General features: G+C 67.9%; 2 protein-coding genes. One reads left to right on the forward strand and one right to left on the reverse strand.

Annotated features, from left to right (window positions below):
• Positions 1–693 (forward strand): MFS transporter (locus tag HUV01_RS13660; RefSeq protein WP_174298768.1); only part of this gene is annotated, 693 nt, incomplete at its 5' end.
• A gap of 148 nt (positions 694–841) precedes the next feature.
• Here the strand turns inward: HUV01_RS13660 and HUV01_RS13665 are convergent.
• A partial coding sequence (locus HUV01_RS13665) for a TonB-dependent receptor (protein ID WP_174298769.1) occupies positions 842–3,766 on the reverse strand: 2,925 nt, incomplete at its 5' end.

The raw sequence follows: 3,766 nt of genomic DNA on the forward strand, positions 1-3,766 counted from the left end.
CGCATCGGCCTGTCGCCCGGCGAGGCGGCGGCCGAGACCGCCGGCATCGCCGCCGCGCTCGCCGCCGACCCGGTCGACGAGCGACTGTCCTGGACGCGGCACCGACGCCCGATCGTGCTGGCGGTGCTGCTCGCGAGCTTCAACCAGCTCGCCGGGATCAATGCGGTCCTCTATTACCTCAACGACATCTTCCTGCGCGCGGGCAGCGTGTCGCCCGACCGGCAGGCGATCCTGGTCGGGCTCGCGAACCTCGCCTTCACCCTGCTCGGCATGGCGCTGATCGACCGGGTGGGGCGCAGGACCCTGCTCGCGGCCGGGGCGGCGGGGATGACCGTCTGCCTGTCGGTCGCGGCGGGCGTACTGTTGGGCAGGATCGCCGCCGCGGCGCTGCTGCCCGCGCTGGTCGGCTTCATCGCCTTCTTCGCGACCAGCCAGGGCGCGGTGATCTGGGTATATCTGTCGGAGATTTTTCCGCAGGCGGTGCGCGCGCGGGGCAGCGCGCTGGGGGCGAGCACGCACTGGCTGCTGAACGCCGCGATCGCCGCGGTCTTCCCGACGCTCGTCGCATGGTCGGCCGGCGCGCCGTTCGCGGTCTTCGCCGCCGCGATGGCGGTGCAGTTCGTCGTCGTGCTGCTGGTGTTCCCCGAAACCAAGGGCGTGGCGCTGGACGCGATGCGGACGCGGATGGCGTAGCGCGGCCGGCCCGCTCGTCGCCGCGACGGGCGGAGCGGCGATGCGATCCCGCACCGTCCGCCCGTCCTGTTGAAGAAAGGCCCACCCCGGGCCGGCGGATCGCCGGATCGGGGTGGGCCAGGGTTCCCCGGAGGGGCCGGGAAGCGGGTCAGTTGCGGATGCGGATGCCTAGGCTCAGCCGACGCTCGAACACGTTCTGCTGGTAGAACAGGTTCGTGAACTGCGCGTACTGCTTGTCCTGCGAGTTCGTCAGGTTCTGGCCCTGCGCGAACACGGTGACGTTCGGCGTCACGTCGTAGCTGGCGGAGGCGTCGAGATAGCCGACCGGCTGCGAGAAGACCGCCAGCCCGTCGCCCGACCCGTTGACGTACTGGATCGAGTTGAACCGCTTACTGCGCCAGTTGTACGCGACGCGCGCCTGGATCGCGCCCTTCTGATAGAAACCTATCAGATTGTACTGGTATTTCGAGTTGTCGGGCACCGGCAGCTGCTTGCCGAACAGGTCGGCGTTCGAGCTCTCGCTGTCCGACAGGGTGAAGTTCGCGTTCGCGCCGAACCCGCCCAGCCAGCCGGGCAGGAAGGTGAACTGCTGCTGGTAGCCGGCTTCCACGCCCTTGATCTTGCCGCCGCCGCCGTTCGCGGTCGTCTGGATGATGCCGCCGGCCCGGACGACGCCGTCGCTGTCCGCGATCGGGGTGAGGATCCCCTCGTTCTGCGGGAACGACTTGACGTCGAACAGGAACACCGCCGCGCTCAGCAGGCCGCCCTGGCCGAAGTAATATTCCAGCGAGCCGTTGTAGTTGGTCGACTGGAACGGATCGAGGTTCGGATTGCCCGAGTTCCCCTGCAGGAAGACCTGCAGCGTGCTCGGCAGGTTCGGGTAGCGGCCGTTGTTGGCGCCGTAATACAGCACCCGTCCGGCGCCGAGATCGAACAGGTTGAGCTCGCCCACGACCTTGGCCGCCGCCAGGCGCAGCTTCAGCTGCCGATCGATGTCGATGGTGAGATTGCCGGCGGGCAGGAAGCGGTCGATCTGCTTCTTGCCGGCGGTCGTGCCCAGGTTGAGGAACACGCCGTTGTAGTTCCCGCCGGTCCCGATGAACCTAGACGGATCGGTGGTGTTCGAGAAGACGGTGCGGTCCGTCGTGGTGTAGCGCAGGCCGACGTTGCCCGAGAAGTTCAGCCCGAGGATCGCCCCGTCCTGTGATCCGAAGTTCAGCTGCATGTACGCGGCCGCGGTGTTCTCCCTGATGCGGAAGCTGGTGGTCGGGTCCTGGTACTCCGCGTTGCCGGGATACAGGCTGTTCTGGAACGCGAGCGGGTTGCTCATCGCATCGGGGTCGAGGCCGGGGATACCCGCGGACGGGACGCCGCCGAAGATGAAGCTGTTGTACTGCTTGATGATGTTGCCGAGCGCCCCGAATGTATAAATCGGCAGCACCGACCGGCCCTCGACCGCCGGGGTGCCGGTCTGCGTGATGCCGGCGTCCTTGTAATAGTATAGGTCGCCGGGGCCGCTGAGCGTCCCCACTCCCGGCACGGTGACGGGCGCCAGATACTTGAACTGCGCCACCGTCACGTCGCGGGTGCTGTAGCGCAGGCCGGCGTCGATCGTCTTGAAGAAGCCGTCGCCCGGGAAGGTGAAGGTGCCGTCGGCGCGGAAGGCGTCGGTCTTCGACCGGCGATGGTCGCCATAGCCCCAGGTCGAGAACAGCTCCCAGTTCGCCGGGTTCGTGATGTTGGTCCCGAAGGCCAGCGTCGGATAATGGGTGGTGTAGTCGATGCCGACGTTGACCGACGACAGGCCGGCCGGGTTCTGGAGGACGAAGCACGATGCCGGCAGCGCGGCGATCGCGACGTTCTGACATTGCGGCGTGACGCCGCGCGGCAGCAGGCCGCCCGTCACCGGCTTCGAATCCGCCTGCGACGACACCGAGTCGCGCTTCGCGTCGGCATGGGTCCAGCGGATCGTGCCCTTGAAGTTGCTGCCGCTGTCATAGGTGAGTTCGAGGTTGGTGTTGTAGGTCCGCGACCTGATGTTGGTCGCGATGCTGTCCTCCACGAACTGGGGAAGCGCGAAATTGCCGACCGTCACGACGCCGCTCTTGTCGTAGACCGATCCGGCCTGGAGCGGCAGCGGGTTGTAGCCGCTGTTGAGCTGGAGGTTCACCGCGCGGGTACGGTCGTCGAGATGGGTGTAGAAACCGTCCGCGGTCAGGGTGAGCTGGTCGTTGATGTGGAACTGCGCCGACCCGTCGATCGCATAGCGTTCGCGCTGCGTGCGCTGGTTGGACGCGCTCGTCACCGCCGGCTGGTAGACATAGTCGCCGCTTCCCGCGCGGATGGTCGTGTCGATCCTGCCGTCGCCGTTGAAGTCCCGGTTGCTGACCGACTCGCCCGACGCGAGCCAGCTGTTGCCGGTGTCGATGCGGATGTTGGCGAGGTTCGCCTTCTGGTAGGAGCCCGCGAGCACCAGGCCGAACCGGTCGCCATGATAGCCGGCGAGCCCCGAATAGAGCTGGTCGAGCTTCTTGGTGCGGTTGCCATAGTCGCCCTGCCCCGCGCCGGTCAGCGTCAGGCCGCGCTTGAGGTCGAACGGCCGCCGGGTCTTCAGATCGATCGTGCCGCTGACGCCGCCCTCGATCTGGCGCGCGGTCGACGACTTGAACACGTCGACGCCCGAGAACAGGGTCGCGGGGACGTCGGTGAAATTGGGCTGGGCGTTGTCGATGCTCTGGGCGCCCAGGAACTGCTCGCCGTTCAGCGTGACCAGGACCTGGCCGAGACCGCGGATGTTGACGCCCGACCCCTCGCCCGCCGACCGGTCGATCTGGATGCCCGGCACGCGCTGCAACGAGTCGGCGATGGTCGAGTCGGGCAGCTTGCCGATGTCTTCCGCGACGATCGAGTCGACGATCTGCGCCGCGTTGCGCTTCAGGTCCACGGCGGCCTTCTGCGCGCCGCGGACGCCGATGACGACGATGTCGCCCGCATCGCTGGCCGGCGTCGAGGTGGCGTCGCCGCCGTCGGCCTGCGGAGCGGCGGAGGCCGCCGCGCCCGCGCCGGGGCTGGT

Source organism: Sphingomonas bacterium, assembly GCF_903643035.1.
GTDB lineage: Bacteria > Pseudomonadota > Alphaproteobacteria > Sphingomonadales > Sphingomonadaceae > Sphingomonas.